Consider the following 18,564-nt stretch of genomic DNA (forward strand, 5'->3'; position numbering starts at 1 on the left):
TTTGATAAAATTTATTCCCCCCTAATTGTCGAGTAATCTTTTTTGATGTCATCGGCAAACTAGTGGAGTTTTGCTATGTTAGATGCTTTTCCTGAAGGAGTCATCGTCGATCCGGGATTCCAGTTTTTTTTATTAGCAATTTCCGGGGCGATTGCCTTTCTAGCAGGATATTTCATTCCGAAAATGATTCAACCCGCGATCGCGATCGCCGTTTCCGAAAAAGCCGGAGATACTTATTCTAAAATTGTCGATCCTTATCGGAGTTTAATTGGGATTGTCATTGCTTTAGGAATTACTGATATTTCTTGGTTGATTATTCCTTCTCCCAACGATCTATGGTTTGAGATTGTTGAAATTCCCCTGAGTTTAACATTGGCGATCGCCGCAACTTGGTTAGCCTCTCGGTTATTTTCCAATTTCTTCGATGTCTACTTACTCGATGCGGCGTTGAGAAAAGGGAGAAAAACGAATAGCGAATTACTGATTCTCGGCAAATATATCGCTAATGCGGCCTTTATTTTTGTCGCAATTGTTATTTTCGCTCAAGCTCATCAAATCAATATTTTAGGGATTTTGGCAAGCTTGGGAATTGGCGGTTTAGCGGTAGCTTTTGCGGCGCAAAAAACCTTAGAGCAACTCCTCGGTGGAATCGTGCTTTATGTCGATCGCCCTTTCTCGGTCGATGACTATATCGGCTTACCCGACGGCACTTTTGGACGGATCGAATCGATCGGATTGCGATCGACAAAAATCCGCTCTTCCGGGAAAGGAACCTTAATCATCGTCCCCAATAGTTCCCTGACTCAAGTTACGATTGAAAACTTCACTGGGGCGAAAAAAGTGATGGCTATTTTATATCTAAATTTGCATCAAGTTATCCCCAGTGAAGAACGCGCCTTAATCCGTCAAACCATTGTCAATAGTACCGACGATATTTTTGGGATCGACTCGCGCAATACCGATGTAGCATTCCGCGATCGCAAAAATGGCGGTGAGAATATCACCCAAGTTCAAATTACCTTTTTCATCTTAGGTTCTGGCGATGTCTCGATGGATTTACGGCGTCAACTGCTCGATTTAGCCACTCAAAGTATTACTCAACAGTTGAGAGGTTACGGCATTGAATTTGATATTGAAGAGTCTACCATTTATGTTGATTCCCCAATTACTATCTAACATGAGTTTTTCCGATGTATTGAGTTTCTTTGTCAAGCCAGAAATCCGGCGATTAATCGGATTTTTCATATTTTTCTGCTTGTCTTTGCTGGTTGGCGAATATACCCCGAGCATCGTTAGAATCATTATTCACCGCTTTTCTCCCCAGCAAGTTACGATTATTTACGATAACTTGATCGATCCGATTAAAGGAGCCTTCAAAACCGCCGGGAAGTTTATTTTGATTTCTCTAACCTTTATCTGGTTGGAGCAAGATTATCAAGCAATTAACAATTTTCTAACTCCGTTTATTAATCTCGGAGTTGTCAGTAGTGTGGCTTGGTTGCTCTCGCGGTTGTTTCGTCAGTTTGTTCGGTTTTACGGAATTGACTTGATTCGCAAACTCGGGCGAGAAGTCGATGAGTTTCTGCTTGTTTTCGAGACATTAGCCAATATCGTGATTGGTTTTTTTGCCGCCTTGGTTTATGCCAATAGTTTGCGCATCAATTTAATTGGTTTAATGGCCAGTTTGGGGATTGGGGGTTTGGCGGTGGCTTTCGCCGCCCAAAAGATTTTAGAACAGTTACTCAGTACGATCGTTTTGTATTTAGACCGTCCTTTTATTCCCGGGGATTACATTCGCTTGCAAAACGGTCAGTTAGGACGGGTCGAGTCGATTGGCTTGCGTTCTACTAAAATCAGAACTTCGGCAAAAAGCACCTTATTTATCGTCCCGAATTCGACGTTGATTAGTATGGAAATTGAAAATATTACCCGGGCGAAAAAGGTGATGGTGTTACTCTATCTTGAGTTTTTTCGGGTATTAGACCAACGGGAACATGCTCTCGTTCAACAGACGGTGAAGGAAAGCACGAATTCTTTGTTTGGTATCGATCCGGGGAGTACGAAAATTACGTTTAACGATCGCTTCATCAAACGCAATGAGGAAGGGTTTGAGAAAGAAATTACCCAAGCTCGCATTACTTTCTTCATTCTCGGATCCAGTGAAAACTCTATTGAGTTGAGAAAGCGATTGCTCGAAATTGCCAACGATTCGATTTCGCACAAATTGCGATCGTTCGGCGTCGAATTTACGATGCAAGACCCGACGATTTACGTGGAGTCTCCGGTCACTTTGTGAGGCAGACCGGACAAGTTTACACTCGATCGCGTTTGGTAATGAAGTGTTACGGTTTTACCCCCTTCCAGATCGGGTTTACGGGGCTAGAATAAAAACATGAGGTCCAAAAATGATGGTTTTCGACGGATTCACTCTGTCAAAGAACCACAGATTTATATTTCAGGAGGGATACACCTCATGTCTCCAACGTTCGCTAGTTCCGCAACTCCCCTCGGTGTCAGCCCTTATGCCGAAAAAACTTTAGGAGATCGCATTGACGACGCGATCGCCGAAGCACGAGCGATTACCGACGAAAAAGGGGTAGAATCTCGTGAAAGCGCGGTTGCGTGGGATATTGTCGAAGAATTACTGTCAGCTTCCGCTCATCGTCGCGAAAAATTGCCGAAAAACGCCTTTGAAGTCTATTGTTCGGAACATCCCGAAGCTCAAGAAGCCCGGATGTACGACGTTTGATCGCGATCGCTCCCGACTGTTGACGGTTAACGATTGACCTCAAAGATCGCGCGATCGCCCGACCCCAACGATCGCGCGAAACGGCCTCAGACTTTGCGGTTATCCGCACTACAATTAAGGCGATTCCTCGCCTTTTAAATCAATCCAAGAACACCGACGGTACTGCCGTTCGAGTAACTCTAAATTCGGGCGTGCTTCCTCATCTGAAGGCAGTTCCAAGCGCCGCCCCGCTAATTTTCCATAGCTCGTTTGCGCTAATTCCGGCGCGATCGCCACCGTCAGTGTTTTTGGATCGATCGCCAGTAAATTCTGGTTAAATAAGTTATGTAAATCGGCGCGCAAAATTAAGCCATTTTCTAAGTCTTTTGCCCCCGCCGCGCGATCGCGATCCAGCCGCACCGCGTCGATCGCCGCCTCTACCTCACATCCAGTCAAAGGGCAGCGATTGTTATATGCAGCGAGTAACTTAGTGCGAAATGCGGGCGATTCTCGTCGGTTCCACCACCACGCCAGCAAAGGCACCACGCCGCCGCCGACGATCGCTCCGGCGATCGCCCCGGCGCCCGAGATCAGAAAAAATTGACGGTTCGAGTCCGGAACCGCCCCCACCTGGGGCATTTGGGCGATCGCCAAACTGCTGCCGATCTCCTCTTGCGCCGCCTCCGCATCCACCGCCGCCTCTCGAACCCGGTCTAACTGCTGTTGCTTGAGTTCGACTCGTTTCTCCAATTTTTGCCGCTCTTCGGCGTCGCCGCCTGTATAATTGTCCCGTGCTTGGCGGGTCGCCTCCAACTCCTTGCTAATTTCCGGCAATTGCCGCTCGATATTTTGTAACACCACTTGCAGCGAATTTTGATTGAGCAAACGGCTTTGTTCGATCATCGCTTGCATCAATAATTGTGCAGTTTCTTGCGCCGATTGCGCCGTTTCGTCGCGATAGTAAACCTCCAGCGCCGAATTCCCGTCTCGATTGACAACCCGCAGTGAAATTCGCTCCAATAACGTCGGTGGGGTTTCGTTCACCCGCGAACTCACCGCTTCTAAAACATTATCCGCCAGCAAAATTTCTTTAGACAGTTGCTTCCCTTGTTCGAGAATTTGGGTCGCTGTTTGGGAAAAAGAAATTGGCGGATTTGCACCCACTAAAACCCCACGGGCCACATATTTCGGAAGGGGATCGAGACCCATAAAAGCCCAAATCCCCGCACCGCCGACGCTCATTGTAAAACAGGCGATCGCGATCCATTTCGAGCGATTTAAAAGCTGAACATAACGCCGCATTAATGACCCGTTCATGGGGGATTCCCGAACGACAACAAACCCGCACGATCTTGAGGCTTCGCCCCAGTTTACCTCACGCCCATCGGCGTTTTGACTAACTCGACGACTAACTTCACCTCATATTCCTGCTCGAAGACTTCTTTTTTCTGTTCCAAACTCCACAATTCGAGGGCGCATTCGTCGCCGGGATCGGTGGGCTGTAACTTCAAGTAAACCTCTTGTTTCTGTTGGTCGTACTCGCATTGTACTTGGGCGATCGCCCCGATCGCACGGCGATCGAGCGCCACCGCCAAGCGCAACAGCGCACTTAACTGAGACACTAACTTCCGTTCTTGTTTCGGTAAATTGCTGTAATTATCGTGCTTTTTCTTCGGCGCACTCTTGCGGTGGTAGCGCGCCAAATTGGCGATAATTTCAATTTCCGTTTCCGTATAACCGAGCAGTTCGCTATTGCGAATTAAATAATAAGAATGTTTGTGGTGCGACGAATGATTGACGTGAACCCCGCAATTGTGCAGGATCGCCGCCGTCCACAGCAATTCGCGCGCTTCGAGGTCCCACTCGTGGAGGCGATCGCGGGTTTGGTCGAACAAACTCAGCGCAAACGCCGCAATTCGCTCGCTAGAGTCCAAATCCACCTGATATTTGCGCGCAATTTTCATCGTACTGCGCTGGCGGATCGAACTTTGAAACCGCAAACGGTCTTCGATCAACCCGTGGGTCAACATCCAATCGACAATCGTCCCTTCGCGCAACGCTCGCTCGCAAATGGCGATCGACTCGACCCCCAACATCGCCATCGTTTCTTGTAAAATCAGCGCCCCCGCCACGATGATTTCCGATCGCCGCTCCGACATCCCCGGAACGTCCGCGCGTTCCTCCTCGGACATCTTGCGCAACCGAGAGATAATCCCGCGCAGATCGTCCAAACTCATCTCGTATCCAGTCAATACTGACGGTTCCGTTCCCAGGGTCTCGCGCGCGTGAATTTCCGCCAGGGTTTCGATCGTTCCCGAAGTTCCCACCAAGCGCGGACGTTCGCCGGGTTTGAGATGCGCTTGCAACTCTTCCACCGGACGTTCCATCATCCCGCGAATGTACGCTTGCAAATATTTAAACTCTTGGCTACTAATCGGGTCCGTCGAGACAAATTCGCTCGTCAGTCGCACCGCGCCGACCTTGGTACTACTCAGCGATCGCGGTTCGTGTCCGTCCCCGAGAATCAGTTCCGTCGAACCGCCGCCGATATCGATAATCACGTGGGGTTCCTGGTTGAAATCCATCCCCGAGAGCACCCCGAGATAAATCCGCCGTGCTTCTTCCTGACCGGGGATTAAATTGACCCGTACCCCCACCTCTTTTTCGAGCAGTTTTAAAAAATCCTTACCGTTAGGCGCTTCGCGAACCGCACTCGTCGCCACTGCGACCACCTGTTCGGCGTTGAGCACCGTGGCAATTTCGCAAAAGCGTTGCATCGAGGCGATCGCGCCCTTCATGATTTCCGGTTTCAAATTCCCGGTCTTCACCTCGCGATCGCCCAAACGAACTGTTTCCTTTTCTCGCGCGATAATCGTAAACGTCGGTAGGGTCGGATCGATCCGCACCACCACCATATGCAGGGAATTCGTCCCCATATCGATCGCCGCCAGCGTGCGCTGTTTCTCCGCCGACGGCGCCGGAATTCTCATGACTGGAACAGACTTGATCATAACGATCTCTTTTGAGGGATAGTTAACCAAAATATAGTCAGATATAAACAAGACATGGATTCTATTTCAAAAATCCCCTTCATTTTGGCTTCGAGAGATTAATTCTCCTTGGGTGAACTACGCACCTCTCTATCCCATAGCCCATAAAGGCATTTGGGAATGCTTTTCTTAAGATATTATAGGAGCCTAAGATATCCGCTTGACACAAGAATCCTGTATCAGTCCGGTAAAGACCTCTTTTAATTCTTTTTCCCGTAAACTTGGGAATTTCTACTGTTTCTCCATAAACGGGAAGCGGATCTAAGTTGAAAAAGTTCGACTGGCTGGTATAACTCTCTTCAGTTAGAACTACTTTAATCCCTACTAATTGACATTTATGGGTCAACATTTCAATCAGACGGTTGAAAGGAATTCCCACAAAGTTTTGGTTGTTCACTTTCCCCATCTTGGCATTTTGTTTCCAACCTTCATTTTTGCCAATCACTAAGGTGGTGATATTTCGGTTAACGAGTAGATTGACCAGATAACGGCTGGCTCGATGGAGATAGTTCTCCACTTTTTGATTTCGGCATCGAGTCAGACGCTGGATTCTCTTAGAGGTGGGTCGATTTCCTTTTAATTGGGATTGGAGAAAGGCTTTTCGTTTATTGTAGAATTGATTCAGGCTTTTTAAGGGTCTGCCATTTATCAACAGAGGAACAAAGTCCGGTTGATTAGAAGTTACAGCCATTAAAACATCTACACCTAAATCCACACTAGCAACCCATTCATTGGATTTCAATGTTGGTTCTACTTCTTCATAAATGACCTCAATGATATAACAATCGCATCGAGGAACGATTCTCACCTCCACTACTTTTTCGGCTACAGAAGTCTCCAACTCTATTTGGGTTTTTGAGCATTTGATTTTACCTTTTTTTAAAGCCACTTTACTTAGAGCCTGTTTCACGTACACCAATAATTGACGACCTTTCTGACTGTTTTTATATTTGGGGATTTTCGGGTTGACTAAAAACTTCTCCTTGTTGACTTTGTAGGCTTGATTGGCGGCAAAAAAGGATTGCCAGTTTTTGTCTAATCCTCGTAACACCTGTTGAGAGACTTTAGCTGGTAAAGCGCGATATTGCTCCGTCTTCTGCATTAATTTATCCATCCGGTTATAGTTCAAGTAACCATGACCATAAATAAAGTTTTGACGGATTAGATAATTAGCCGCATTGTAGAGATTTTTGGAATGCCATGATAACTCATCGATCTCATCCCAAAACCTATGACCTTTTTTGATTATATGTCTTTCGACTAATTTCACTAGCGTTCCTTTAATTCGGCCATAATTTTTTCGGTTTTCCGTTTCGAGCGTCTTCATCCATAAAGACGAGAACAGAATGAAGTAATGATAGTAATTAAATCTTCCATCAATTCATCTTGTCGATCCTCGCTATGATTAACAATCTCAACGGTTTTTCCCCTCTCTTTTAACCGGATCTCAAGGTGATTTGTCCCAAACCTCGCCAAACGGTCTTTATGCTCCACTATCAATATATCGTAATGGGAATCGGTTAAAACCTTAGCCAATTTTGGACGATTATCATTTAAACCACTGCCAATTTCTTTGACGACTTTATAAATTTGATAGCCTCTGGCAATAGCATAATCTTTTAACCGTTCCGCTTGTCGCTCAAGGTGATCTTTATTTTCTGCACTAGAGACTCTGGCATAAATACAGGCCATTCTCTCGGTTTTCTTCTTCCCTTCTTCGGTAATGATAATTGTTCCCGAAGTTGATAGCCCGTTAGATGACTTTTTTGCCACCATCTCCACGCCGTTTGATAACTCACCCCGGCTTTTTTGGCATAGTCTGAGAGTTTCATGGTTATATCTTAACAGGAATGACTATACTTGACTATGTATTTAGTTAAACTTTACAATACCCTCACTCAGACCTCCAGCCTAACGATATCGTATCCCGTGCGGGGAATTTTAGATTTTAAATTTTAGATTTTAAATTTTAGATGGAGAGGGCGACGTTTTTCGTTCTAATTTCTATAGTCTGACGGGTAGCGAGACCCCCGCAACCGACCCTCCAATCTTCTCAATCCCTTACCATCACTGTAATCATTCATCCAACACGCCATCCAACAAGCTCATGCTGAGTTTACATCCTCACGAAACCGAACCCACTTGGTCTAAAATCGTGCGACTTTTACGGTGGGACAAACCCGCCGGACGCCTTATTTTAATGGTTCCCGCCCTTTGGGCCGTCTTTTTAGCCGCCGAAGGAACCCCCCCGCTTCCCCTCGTCGGCGTGATTATTTTAGGAACCCTCGCCACCAGCGCCACCGGATGCGTCGTCAATGACTTGTGGGACCGCGACATCGACCCCCAAGTCGAACGCACTCGAACCCGTCCCCTCGCCTCGCGCGCTTTATCGGTCAAAACCGGGATCGTCGTCGCCGTTATCGGCTTAATTTGCGCCGCAATTTTGGCGTTTTATCTCAATCCCCTCAGTTTTGCCCTCTGTGTCGCCGCCGTTCCCCTGATTATTGGCTATCCTCTCGCTAAACGGGTGTTTCCCGTTCCCCAACTCGTTCTCTCTCTCGCTTGGGGATTTGCAGTGTTGATTAGTTGGAGTGCGGTTACCGCCGATTTGAGCCGTCCCACCTGGATTTTATGGGGCGCAACCGTGTTGTGGACCCTCGGTTTCGATACCGTTTATGCGATGAGCGATCGCGAAGACGACCGCCAAGTTGGCATTAATTCTAGCGCTCTATTTTTCGGCGATCGCGCCCCGGAAGCCGTCGGCATCTTTTTTCTCGGAACCAGCGCCTGTCTGGCGAGTTTGGGCATGATTTTAAATCTCTATTTTTCCTTTTGGATTGCCCTCGCTGTTGCCGTCTTTTTCTGGAGTTGGCATTACTATCAACTCCGCTTTCACGAAGACTCTCGACCCTATAGCGCCATTTTCGGTCAAAATGTTTGGATCGGCTTTATCGTCCTTTTGGGTCTAATTTCCGGCAGTCTATTTTAGATAAACTCCCCGTAAGGACATGGCACTGCCGTGTCCTTACCCTTTTAAAACAGGGGATCAATTATGGCACTTTTTCGTACTTTTTTCACACCACGAATCCTCTTTTATGAATTCTCAATCGTCATCAACTCAATGGCAATTAATCCTAGCTTGGACTGAATTAGGACAACGAAGAACTGAAACCATTAGCGAAACCCAAGCGAGTAAGAGTCCCGGACTGGTTCGCCTCGGTCGCGACCCCCAACAATGCGATTTTGTATTTGCTGAAGAAGCAGACAGTCAAAGTATTTCGCGCCTCCATGTCGAAATCTTTTTTAAATCCGACTGGCAGCGCTTTTATTTACGCAATCTCAAACCGAAGAATCCCGCGATCGTCGATGGCGGTCGTTTAATTGAAGGGGAAATTGCCTTAAATGCCGGAAATATTATTTATTTAGGACAGAAGAAAATAGAAGTAGTTGAAATTGCCAAAGTTCGAGGCGATCGCCCTCCCGAAACCGTCTTACTGTCTCAAAATCCTCCTCCTTCTGGACAACCCGAAGAACTCCATCAGCCCGTTTTATTCTCTCCCCCAGAATCGAGCCATTTAAAATGTCCGAACTGTGGTAAAATATTGCCTGCCGATATGCGAAACTCAGCCTGTACCACCTGCGGCCATTTTCTCGTAGATGCCGTCAGTATCGTCACGAACGATCCGATCGAATAAGTTTTCTCGCCTCATTTCCTAGTCTCTATAAAATCAAGTCATCAGTCGGTAGCTGAATTGCTATTTTATCAAAAAACATCGATCCAGTTTAAAGCGATAAAAATCCCGATAACTGTTCGATTTCAACCACTGGATAACTGATTAAATTTAACATTGATGAATTCCGAATTTGGTCAAATCCAATTACAGTGGACCGATCCGAAAACCGGACAGGTTCGATCGCCCTATTTAAACCCACCGATCGCCTTCGGACGAGTGTTTAGCGAAATGCCCGCCGAAATCAACGGTCGGCGCGTTTCTCGCATCGTTCTCGACGGCGATCGCGTCTCCCGTTACCACGCGACAATCGCCGTCGAACATAACCATTTAGTCATCGTCGATCGCCTCAGTCGCAACGGCACTTTTATCAACGGCAATCCCTGCGATCGCCTCATGCTTTCCCACGGCGATCGTCTCCAAATAGGCCCTTTTGAAATCACTGTTTCTTTTAAAAACAATAGCCCGACCGTCGTCCTCTTTCATCCCCAAACAGGCTTACCCGATCCCGCCCCTTCTCCAACTCCAACCTCCTCTAACTTTCCCCCCGCCGAATTTATCAAAGCCGAATTGGTTTCCTTAAAATTCCTCCAAAAAACGGGCAATTTCAATCCAGAAACCGATGAATTTTTTTATGCAGCCGTCGGCGCCGGAATCGGTAGTTATATCTTCGTCGATTATCTAAGAATTTGTGGCGTCAGAAGTCGCCATATTGTCGCCATCGGGAACCAGCCCAAACCTTACGGAAAATATCAACAACTCTGTCTCAATTCTCAAATTCCCTTACACGAACGCCTGCGATCGAATTCCGATGCTTGTCCCGATAACCTTTGGGGATGGCCCGGTTACGCCTTACGAGAAGCATGGCGCGACCTTCGCCAAGGAAAAGGCGATCGCGCCCTTCGCTATTTGTGGCAGGTCTTCGCCGAACCCAATTTCGCCGAAACCTATACCCCGCGCGCCGTTGACCTATTCCGTTCCATCGATCGCGAAGCCAAGCGGATCGGCTGGGACGAGATTTATCGTTATGGAAGCGTGCGCGCCATTCGCAAAACCACCGACGGACGTTATGCGATCGCCTACTCCCTCGGCGGCGGTCACTACGGCTATCTCGTCGCCCAAAACGTCCAGATCGCCACGGGTTACCCCGCCATCCGCTTTCTCGAACACCTGCAAGCCTACCGCGATCGGACCGGAGATCTCACCGCCGTCGTCAACGCCTACGAAGACCACGAAACAATTTACGAAAAACTTGCACAAAATGGCGGGACGGCGATCGTCGAAGGACGTGGAATCGTCGCCTCGCGCATCATTCAGCGTCTCTGGGAAGTCCGCCAAACCTCCGGGGCAAATTTGCAGATCGTCCATTTAATGCGATCGCCCGTCGCCGACGGTCATCAATTCGGTTGGTCCCGCCGTCCGGTGAAACATCACTGCGAACTGCAACCCTTCAACTGGCCCAAAGCCTGCTGGGGCGGCGACTTGCGCGAAATGTTAGAAAAAGCCAACCCTAAAGAACGCCTCGCCTTGCTACAAACTTGGGGCGGAACCACCACCGCCGACCGCCAAGATTGGCAGCAGATTATCGAAACTGGATTGCGCCAGGGCTGGTATGAAATGACCTTCGCTACCGTCAGCGAAGTCCGACAAAAACCCGATCGCCGTCTCCACGTCACCCTACAAACCGCCCAGGGCGATCGCGAACTTGACGCAAACTTCATCATCGACGCCACCGGACTCGAAGCGGACCTCAGCAGCAGTCCTTTCCTCAACGATTTAGTGACTCGCTACCAACTCCCCCGCCTCGATAATGGCAGACTCGCCGTGTCGAACGACTTTGAAATCAGTCCGATGTATAACAATCCCGGTCGGATGTATGCCGCAGGCGCCATTACCCTCGGCGGGCCCTATGCGGCGGTCGATAGTTTCCTCGGTTTACAATATGCTGCCCTGCGGACCATCCACAGCCTGCGATCGTGCGAAGCCCCGCAAATCAAGGCTTTAAGCGGCTGGCGGTCTCTCAGTCAATGGTTGAAATGGGCCGTGGGGCGATCGCCCGGTTAACTCTGCCACCTTTCTCATCGAGCTAAATCAAAATAAGAATTAATCTAAAATCTAAAATCTAAAATCTAAAATCTCCATGACTTTTACCCTATTCGGACGCTGGCAAACTCGGATATTTCTGATTTCAACAGTTGGCGTACTCGTGACGCTTCCATTCGCGGCGATCGTCTCTTATTCCCCATTAACTTTTTTGCTAATTCTACTTTATCTCACCCTATTGGGTTTCATTTGGGATGGATTGTACAACTTTTTACAACAGTTTAAATGGGATCGAGATTGGCCGGGGATTTTTCAACTCTTCGCCGGAATTTGGGAAGCTTTATTTCTCATTACACTCATCAAATCGATCGGTTTACCCCTCATTCCCAAAACCTTAGCCATCCCGATCTTTATCGTTCACTACATTTTTGTTTGGTCGGCGATTTATCTCAGTTCTCAAATTTTAATGAAACTCCTGTTTCCTCACTGGCGGTTTCGCGGCGGTCGTTTATTTTAAATCTCTAAGCTGTTAACTTACCCCAACTCTAGGGTTTGGTTTCCAAACCCCTACGATCTTTTTTTATTCTCTCGATCGACAGTCTCTTCAACTGCACGGGAGTAAGTATACCCTTATTTTTGCAACGAAGAAAGCCTTTAACAGTTACCTCTATCCAAAACAAAAGGTGGGTCAATTCCCCACCTCATAAATATTTTCTCATCGCCTCAAATGCCTATTTGAGATCGAGTAATCCCGTTTCTTTTTGCTTCGGATTAAAACGCAATTTTTCGCTCAATCCTCTTGCTTGTAATTTCTCTAAAAGTTCGGCTTCCACTCGTCGGGCGATCTTTTTCAAACATTTAATTTGAGACAGCTCATCCCCGGATAGTTTTTCGTAACTTTCTCGTTCTTCCTCGGTCATCATTGTTTTAACATCGATCGCCTGAGTCCACTTTGCCTCGTCTTCGCCATTTCCCGGCGGAACGGAACCATTTTCGGCAATCCACGCATCGCGAATTTGTTCGAGAATGCTGCGACTGGGGCGATCGATCGTTTCGACTTTAAACCAATAACAGCGATCGCACTGCCGGACGAAATGCTGTTTTAAACTCAGAGAAATATCGCGGGAATAACCGATAAACTGTAGAGTTTTTGCTTCGTCAAAGATAGCGTAAACTCCAACTTTTTTAGTGAAATCCTCGTCGAATAGTCCCCCTTCGTTCAAATAGGGAAGATAATCGAGACTGGCGAGGGTAGGAATATTTGTTTGCGTTGTCATGGTAAATTGAGAAAGATTGGATTCGAGTAACGGGCGATCGCCTTTCCCAGACGCTCCATACCTGTCTGCGAACAAGCATTAATTGCAAAAAATTAGCCAAAAAAGCAGCAACTGATTTAATTTTACGAGTTGATTTTCCGATAAATCGCACAGAGGCGACTCGGTTTAAAAATTTTGGCTTTGAACATGAATGGCGGCGGGACATTAATCACGAGATAATCGTCGGATTCGTGATAGGACTCGAATTCTTGAGGCATTCCTTTGGGCGTATTTTCGCTATAAGGAACGGGTTGAAACAGTTTTTCGGTAAATTCGAGGGCTTCACACTCGGTTTGCGCCAGAATTTGCCTTAAGAAGGTTTCGTCTGTCAGCAAGCTGAAGAGGGTTGCTTGGGCGTCCGGGGCGAGGGTGAAGCTGGCGTCAAAGTTTTGAACGATCTTGAGACCCATTAGCAATCGATTGGGATAACGTCAAACGGGACTGGGCCGATTCTCCTGGGGAGACGCTTCGCAAACGCCGCGAATCGTTTTCATGGCGATCGGCTCGCAGTTCCCTCACCGATTTTACGATCGCTGTTTCGATTTGAAGGTTAAGTTTTACCAAGCGCGCGATCGCCTTACATCACTTCTTGCAGTTTTTCCTCGGGCATCACTTTTTCAATTTCTGCAATCAATTTAGGTAAGTCATTCTGCACGGTATTCCAAACCACCTCTAAATCGATCTTGTCGTATTCTTTGACAATCTGATTTCTCATTAAAATTAACGGAATCTTAGATAAAGAGATTCTCGTTCCTTCAGATAGTCGGCGTTCGGCTTCTCCGATGATTTCCAAGCGTCGGATCGCAGCATCTTGCAGTTGGATATCTTCTAAAAAGTGACTCCAAGAATGTTGCGATAAATAACTTTCTGCAATTTTGGCCGACACTAACATATCGTACAAGTAATGTAAGTCTCGCGGTGGCATCGGTCGCATGAAAAGTCCCCTCGATTGACTAAAAAACATTAATTTTGAGGTGTTGAATGCCTCTCAATCTCCTCGATCGCCCTTGCTGGCGTTGACCGCACCCCTCGGGGAAATATTCAACCGTCGAGGCTTAAATTGTACGGGGAGGCGATCGCACGGCAACTCGGGTAATTGGGTCTAATCTAACAAAGGTCTTTTCCCGATTGGGAACTATCGACCCGAACAGATCGGACCACCCGAACGACGAACCGGATTGCCTTCTGGTTTTTTCTACCTTGGTACAGATAGCTAGGGGCAAGCCGAATCGTTATTATCAATATAGGTGTAGCGCGAACCCTTGCAATTGGCTAGGGCGATCGCGAAAAACCGACTCGAATTTTAACCGAAGGGAGGATTTGACAATGGATTTGGTCAGAATTTTATGTGCGATTTTTTTACCGCCCCTGGGCGTTTTCTTGCAAGTGGGATTGGGGAAGCATTTTTGGATTAACTTGCTGCTGACAATTTTTGGGTTCTATATCCTCGGGATCGTTCACGCGGTCTGGATTATTGCCAAAGTCGATTGACCGAGACCCGTCACCGTCGAACGGCGATCGCCCGCCCCCCGGCGAATCCCTCAAACGACCCGATTGACGATCGTCCACACTTCGCCGTCGGATCGGACGTGTGGGACGGAAATGCTTTTAAATCCGGTAATAAAGGGCTTGTAATAGACCTGCCAATAACTCGGGGAAATTTCATCGGCGATCGCCTTGAGCGCTTTGACTTCTTCGGCAAGTTCCACCGCCAGGTCGTTGATCCGTTCGGCGTGGACGATCGCCCGATCCCGCGCTCGTTCTACGCGCTCTTGCATCGGGTGGCGTCGGTGGTAGCGGGTTAGTTCCCCTTGTTTGCGCTCTAATTGGACGTTCAAGGCGGCGATCGCGTCGTCGATCCCCTTTAATTCGGCGGCAATTTCCGAGGTTTCGCGCGCCTGACGGCGATAAGCTTGGGCGAGTGCTTCCGGCGAAATTTCGCCCGGATCGACTTCGATCGCGGGCAATTGGGCGCGTTCTCGTTTTAACGATTCAATCTGAGTGACAATCGCCGCTATCTCGGCTTTCAGTTCGTCGATCTTCATGGGTTCTCACGTGGATGGTAAAAGAGAGGTCGTCAGGACCGACTCGCTCCCCCTCTGCTATTATCCACTCTCCCTCGCGGCGATCGCGCGATCTCCAATGCACTGGTCGCAGACAAAGAAACGTGCTGGGTGCGGGTTCGCCGAACTGAGCGATGCTTGGCGATCGCCACTCCCGAGTCTATACCGATTCCGATTGGCTCGGGGTCGCCACCGCCACCGAACCCCCAGGACTGTCATTCTCTCTACGTTTCTGCGTCTTCGATACCAGATCGGCGATCGCCTTCGACCAATCCAAGGTCAGCAACCTCGGCAGCAAAATGCAGATCGTTGCGTTGAAAAGGGTTAATAAAGTAAAGTCAAGCCAGTTTGTCAACATAAATTTCTAACTCCGTATTCAACTGATTGAGGCGATCGCCCGCCGTGCCGATCCAAAAATTGGTAATAGAAGCCCCAAGATGGAGGAGTCAAACGCTCCCCCACCTACATCAAATATTTCGATTGTTTCCTCTTGGGCGATACCTTGCCGCCGATTAGAACCAGTATGACGGCAAAGTTGGAGTAATCGTCACAAACGCAAGTTTAATTTTCTTTTGTTTTGGATAAGATATTTTGATGGTTTTGCGATCTCAAGCAGTCGTTTTTATGGTAATAAAACCGGAATAAAAACAACGAGGGGCGATCGCCATCCTCGTTCCAACGGCCAACTGCCCCTCCAACTTATTCAAATGGGTTAAGATTCGATCGCAGTGCAACCTCAAACGTCGTCCCGTCTTTCCCCCGCTTTCCCCGGAGAGGAATCGTAAAGGGCGTCAAGCCGTTCGCGCACGTCGTCCACACTCATCGACTTCATCACCATCAACGGTTCGCTGACCACCTGACCCGACGCATCGAGTAGTTCCGGATGGGGCGTCGGACGTCCCTGAGAACGGGCTACGGGAGAGGTTGGCGCTTGCTGGTTCCATTGTTTGGGAGGATAAGTACGGCTCGATTCGCTACTGAGGGTCACTAAAGAGCGAATTAAATTTCCCACCGCCAGAAAAGCCAAGATCGTAAACGCAAGAATATAAAGCAGGTGCAACATAATAGAGTTCCTCCGGGGCGAACAGACGTTAGGGTGAAAATGAGAAGCCAATCTCAGTTGGCTAAAAAATTTTATCTTTAACAAGCGATCGAGCGCACCACTGACAAGCTTTAGCCGTCAGCAGACTGACGGGTGGAATTTTCCATACGAAACCGCATCGCCACTTGCCAGCATTCAGTCAACAATCGGTGCCACGGCATTAACACTTCCATCTCTACACCCGCTTTGCCGTCGGTGGCTTTAAATAGCATCTGAGCCGTACTGACTTCTTGCTGGGCGCGTTCTACCCGGGACAGTAAATCTGCTTGCGCCCGATCGCCGAGAAAGCCAATTTTTTCAGTTTCTAAGAGCTTGCGCGATCGCCCAAACCAATATTGGAAATCTTCTAACAACGGTTCGAGTACGCTTTTAAGCAAATCCGGTTCGGGTAGATTGGGATTCAGCATAAATGAAAAATGACTTACTATTCTAGGCCAATTTTAACTTACTTTACAATTTGTAACATTTGAACGCGGGTTTTTCAAGAGCCAACGGCTCCCGGGGAGGGGCGATCGCCCCGATCCCCGAGGATCCCAGTCCCTCAGAATCGCGAGAGTGGGCGATCGCCGCCGAGGAACCCGAGGACTCACGCAACAGCCATTAAAATGAAAAGTTGTAAGACCTAAACATAGGGATTGAAATTAAGCAGCCGATGCCTAGTTCGTCTCCGCCTCCCGAGGAAAACCCCGCCAAAATCGATCTTCCGAAAACGGAAGACTCCGATCGCTTGAAACGGATTCGCCATACCACCTCCCACGTCATGGCCATGGCCGTTCAGAAGCTCTTTCCCAAAGCTCAAGTCACGATCGGCCCGTGGATTGACTACGGCTTTTACTACGACTTCGACCATCCCGAACCGTTTACGGAACAAGACCTCAAAGCCATCAAAAAAGAGATGGTCAAACTGATTAACAAAAAGCTCCCCGTGATTCGGGAAGAAGTCAGCCGCGAAGAAGCCCGACGGCGCATCGAAGCCATCCAAGAACCGTACAAACTCGAAATTCTCGCCGATATCAAACAAGAACCGATTACCATCTATCACCTCGGCGAGGATTGGTGGGACTTGTGCGCCGGGCCTCACGTCGAAAATACCGCCGAACTCCACCCCAAGGCGATCGACCTCGAAAACGTTGCCGGAGCATACTGGCGCGGCGATGCCAACAAGCAACAACTGCAGCGCATTTACGGCACCGCCTGGGAAACCCCCGAGCAACTGCAAGAATACAAACGCCGCAAACAAGAAGCCCTCAAACGGGATCACCGTCGTTTGGGTAAAGAACTCGGCTTATTCATCTTTTCCGATGCCGTCGGCCCGGGACTGCCCTTGTGGACGGGGAAAGGGACGATCGTGCGATCGCTGCTCGAAAACTTCCTTAAAGAAGAACAACTCAAACGGGGCTATCAAGGGGTCGTCACCCCCCACATCGCCCGGGTAGACCTGTTCAAGCGATCGGGCCACTGGCAAAACTATCGAGAAGATATGTTTCCAATGATGGCCGAGGACGAGCAAGCCGCCGCCGCCGAGCAAGGCTTCGTCCTCAAACCAATGAACTGCCCCTTTCACATCCAAATCTATCAAAGCGAGTTGCACTCCTATCGCGACTTGCCGATCCGACTCGCCGAATTCGGCACCGTCTACCGCTACGAACAGTCCGGCGAACTCGGGGGCTTGACCCGGGTGCGCGGCTTTACCCAAGACGACTCCCATCTGTTCGTCACCCCAGAACAGTTAGAGTCGGAATTCCTCAACGTCGTCGATTTAATCCTGTCCGTCTTTAACAGCTTGCACTTGCAAAACTTTAAAGCGCGACTGAGTACTCGCGACCCCGAATCGGACAAGTATATCGGCGCCGACGAAGCCTGGGAAAAAGCCGAAAATGCCATCCGTCACGCCCTCCAAGCTCAGGGGATGGATTACTTTGAAGCCCCGGGAGAAGCGGCCTTTTACGGCCCGAAACTCGACTTTATTTTCCGCGACGCCCTCGAACGGGAGTGGCAGTTGGGAACGGTGCAAGTCGATTACAACTTGCCGGAACGCTTCGAGTTGGAATACGTCGCCGAAGATGGCACCCGTCGCCGTCCGGTGATGATTCACCGCGCGCCGTTCGGGTCCTTAGAACGCTTGATCGGGATTTTGATCGAGGAGTATGCCGGGGATTTCCCCTTGTGGTTGGCTCCGGTTCAAGTGCGCTTGTTGCCCGTCAGCGACCAGTTTTTAGGCTATGCCGAACAGGTGGTCGCTCGGATGCGTCAACGGGGCATTCGCGCCGAAGTCGATACCAGTGGCGAACGACTCGGCAAGTCGATCCGCAATGCGGAGAAACAGAAGGTTCCCGTGATGGCGATCGTGGGCGCGAAAGAGGTCGAGTCTGAAAGTTTGAGCATTCGGACTCGGGCTTCGGGAGAACTCGGCTCGATGAGTGCGAAGGATGTCATCGAGAAAGTAGAAGGGGCGATCGCCGATCGCACGAACTTCTAAGCGCTGAGGTGGGCCGAGTCGCCCACCTTATCTATGCAGTATCTATGCAGTC

The 18,564-nt window shown here is 48.7% G+C and carries 20 protein-coding genes; 9 read left to right on the forward strand and 11 right to left on the reverse strand.

Annotation, left to right across the window (positions count from 1 at the left end; translation table 11 throughout):
• The first annotated feature begins 75 nt into the window (after window positions 1-75).
• From HCG48_RS15720 to HCG48_RS15730, 3 genes are all read left to right on the forward strand, one after another.
• A complete protein-coding gene (locus tag HCG48_RS15720; protein WP_168570003.1) occupies window positions 76-1,176 on the forward strand; it encodes a mechanosensitive ion channel family protein in 1,101 nt (366 codons plus the stop codon).
• Entirely contained in the window at window positions 1,151-2,296 is a 1,146-nt protein-coding gene (locus tag HCG48_RS15725; protein WP_168570004.1) for a mechanosensitive ion channel family protein, read from the forward strand. Before HCG48_RS15720 ends, HCG48_RS15725 begins: the two co-directional genes overlap by 26 nt.
• Window positions 2,297-2,473: 177 nt before the next feature.
• On the forward strand, window positions 2,474-2,749 hold the full coding sequence (locus tag HCG48_RS15730; protein WP_246259578.1) for a Calvin cycle protein CP12: 276 nt from the start codon (window positions 2,474-2,476) through the stop codon (window positions 2,747-2,749).
• A 114-nt stretch (window positions 2,750-2,863) separates the two neighbouring features.
• On the opposite strand, the gene HCG48_RS15735 is transcribed toward HCG48_RS15730, so the two are convergent.
• From HCG48_RS15735 to HCG48_RS15750, 4 genes are all read right to left on the reverse strand, one after another.
• The gene (locus HCG48_RS15735; RefSeq protein ID WP_168570006.1) at window positions 2,864-4,045 is read right to left on the reverse strand and encodes an HNH endonuclease; all 1,182 of its coding nucleotides are present in this window, start codon (window positions 4,043-4,045) and stop codon (window positions 2,864-2,866) included.
• 53 nt (window positions 4,046-4,098) lie between these two features.
• Window positions 4,099-5,739 (reverse strand): Ppx/GppA phosphatase family protein, encoded by a 1,641-nt coding sequence (locus HCG48_RS15740; RefSeq protein WP_168570007.1) that lies wholly within the window; start codon window positions 5,737-5,739, stop codon window positions 4,099-4,101.
• Window positions 5,740-5,818: 79 nt separating this feature from the next.
• A complete protein-coding gene (locus tag HCG48_RS15745; RefSeq protein WP_320415742.1) occupies window positions 5,819-7,105 on the reverse strand; it encodes an RNA-guided endonuclease InsQ/TnpB family protein in 1,287 nt (428 codons plus the stop codon).
• Window positions 7,102-7,554: an IS607 family transposase gene (locus tag HCG48_RS15750; protein WP_246260131.1), complete on the reverse strand. Its 453-nt coding sequence runs from the start codon at window positions 7,552-7,554 to the stop codon at window positions 7,102-7,104. Before HCG48_RS15750 ends, HCG48_RS15745 begins: the two co-directional genes overlap by 4 nt.
• A gap of 331 nt (window positions 7,555-7,885) precedes the next feature.
• Between HCG48_RS15750 and HCG48_RS15755 the strand changes: the two genes are divergently transcribed.
• From HCG48_RS15755 to HCG48_RS15770, 4 genes are all read left to right on the forward strand, one after another.
• Complete coding sequence (locus tag HCG48_RS15755; RefSeq protein WP_168570009.1) at window positions 7,886-8,767, forward strand: 4-hydroxybenzoate solanesyltransferase; 882 nt, start codon at window positions 7,886-7,888, stop codon at window positions 8,765-8,767.
• Window positions 8,768-8,873: 106 nt separating this feature from the next.
• Window positions 8,874-9,473: an FHA domain-containing protein gene (locus tag HCG48_RS15760; protein ID WP_168570010.1), complete on the forward strand. Its 600-nt coding sequence runs from the start codon at window positions 8,874-8,876 to the stop codon at window positions 9,471-9,473.
• Window positions 9,474-9,629: 156 nt separating this feature from the next.
• Entirely contained in the window at window positions 9,630-11,573 is a 1,944-nt protein-coding gene (locus tag HCG48_RS15765) for an FHA domain-containing protein (protein ID WP_168570011.1), read from the forward strand.
• 76 nt (window positions 11,574-11,649) lie between these two features.
• A complete protein-coding gene (locus HCG48_RS15770) occupies window positions 11,650-12,069 on the forward strand; it encodes a hypothetical protein (protein ID WP_168570012.1) in 420 nt (139 codons plus the stop codon).
• A 214-nt stretch (window positions 12,070-12,283) separates the two neighbouring features.
• Here HCG48_RS15770 and HCG48_RS15775 read toward each other — a convergent pair whose 3' ends face one another.
• The 3 genes from HCG48_RS15775 to HCG48_RS15785 all read right to left on the reverse strand — a co-directional run bounded on the left by HCG48_RS15775 (window position 12,284) and on the right by HCG48_RS15785 (window position 13,793).
• Window positions 12,284-12,829, reverse strand: a complete 546-nt coding sequence (locus HCG48_RS15775; RefSeq protein WP_168570013.1) for a GIY-YIG nuclease family protein — start codon at window positions 12,827-12,829, stop codon at window positions 12,284-12,286.
• A gap of 122 nt (window positions 12,830-12,951) precedes the next feature.
• Window positions 12,952-13,278 (reverse strand): hypothetical protein, encoded by a 327-nt coding sequence (locus HCG48_RS15780; protein ID WP_168570014.1) that lies wholly within the window; start codon window positions 13,276-13,278, stop codon window positions 12,952-12,954.
• A gap of 167 nt (window positions 13,279-13,445) precedes the next feature.
• Window positions 13,446-13,793, reverse strand: a complete 348-nt coding sequence (locus HCG48_RS15785; RefSeq protein WP_246259579.1) for a HepT-like ribonuclease domain-containing protein — start codon at window positions 13,791-13,793, stop codon at window positions 13,446-13,448.
• A gap of 401 nt (window positions 13,794-14,194) precedes the next feature.
• Here HCG48_RS15785 and HCG48_RS15790 point away from each other — a divergent pair, with 401 nt between their 5' ends.
• Window positions 14,195-14,359 carry a YqaE/Pmp3 family membrane protein gene (locus HCG48_RS15790; protein WP_168570015.1) on the forward strand — a complete coding sequence of 55 codons (165 nt, stop codon included), beginning with the start codon at window positions 14,195-14,197 and terminating at the stop codon, window positions 14,357-14,359.
• 50 nt (window positions 14,360-14,409) lie between these two features.
• Here the strand turns inward: HCG48_RS15790 and HCG48_RS15795 are convergent, their stop codons facing one another.
• The 4 genes from HCG48_RS15795 to HCG48_RS15810 all read right to left on the reverse strand — a co-directional run bounded on the left by HCG48_RS15795 (window position 14,410) and on the right by HCG48_RS15810 (window position 16,440).
• A complete protein-coding gene (locus HCG48_RS15795) occupies window positions 14,410-14,913 on the reverse strand; it encodes a hypothetical protein (RefSeq protein ID WP_246259581.1) in 504 nt (167 codons plus the stop codon).
• A 178-nt stretch (window positions 14,914-15,091) separates the two neighbouring features.
• A complete protein-coding gene (locus HCG48_RS15800) occupies window positions 15,092-15,289 on the reverse strand; it encodes a hypothetical protein (protein ID WP_168567321.1) in 198 nt (65 codons plus the stop codon).
• 378 nt (window positions 15,290-15,667) lie between these two features.
• On the reverse strand, window positions 15,668-15,994 hold the full coding sequence (locus HCG48_RS15805; protein WP_168570016.1) for a DUF2973 domain-containing protein: 327 nt from the start codon (window positions 15,992-15,994) through the stop codon (window positions 15,668-15,670).
• Window positions 15,995-16,104: 110 nt separating this feature from the next.
• Window positions 16,105-16,440, reverse strand: a complete 336-nt coding sequence (locus HCG48_RS15810; RefSeq protein ID WP_168570017.1) for a DUF2605 domain-containing protein — start codon at window positions 16,438-16,440, stop codon at window positions 16,105-16,107.
• Between the two features lie 245 nt (window positions 16,441-16,685).
• Here HCG48_RS15810 and thrS point away from each other — a divergent pair, with 245 nt between their 5' ends.
• On the forward strand, window positions 16,686-18,512 hold the full coding sequence (thrS, locus tag HCG48_RS15815; RefSeq protein ID WP_168570018.1) for a threonine--tRNA ligase: 1,827 nt from the start codon (window positions 16,686-16,688) through the stop codon (window positions 18,510-18,512).
• Window positions 18,513-18,564 lie beyond the last annotated feature (52 nt).

Source organism: Oxynema aestuarii AP17, from assembly GCF_012295525.1.
GTDB lineage: Bacteria > Cyanobacteriota > Cyanobacteriia > Cyanobacteriales > Laspinemataceae > Oxynema > Oxynema aestuarii.